At 60.8% G+C, this 212-nt stretch carries 1 pseudogene; it reads right to left on the reverse strand.

Annotated features, from left to right (window positions below):
- Nucleotides 1-56: 56 nt before the first annotated feature.
- Nucleotides 57-212, reverse strand: a pseudogene (locus tag AMS65_RS20435) (phage holin family protein); the annotation flags it as partial.

Below are 212 nucleotides of genomic sequence, written 5' to 3' on the forward strand. Positions count from 1 at the left end.
GTCTCTCTTCTCATTCCGAATCCCTCCCGGTCCTATAGCCAGGCTACGACGGCTTATAGGAAGCCGTTCACGATGAGCCCGAACAGGCCCAGCGTGAGAATGTAGAGCGGGATCGACACGAAGCGCACCACCCGACCGAGGGTGCCGTTGACGAGCCCGAAGACCAGCGCCACGAGCACGAGGGTGATGATCGGACCGTACGGGTCGTAGAT

The sequence above is a fragment of the Leucobacter celer subsp. astrifaciens genome, assembly GCF_001273835.1.
GTDB classification, from domain to species: domain Bacteria; phylum Actinomycetota; class Actinomycetes; order Actinomycetales; family Microbacteriaceae; genus Leucobacter; species Leucobacter celer.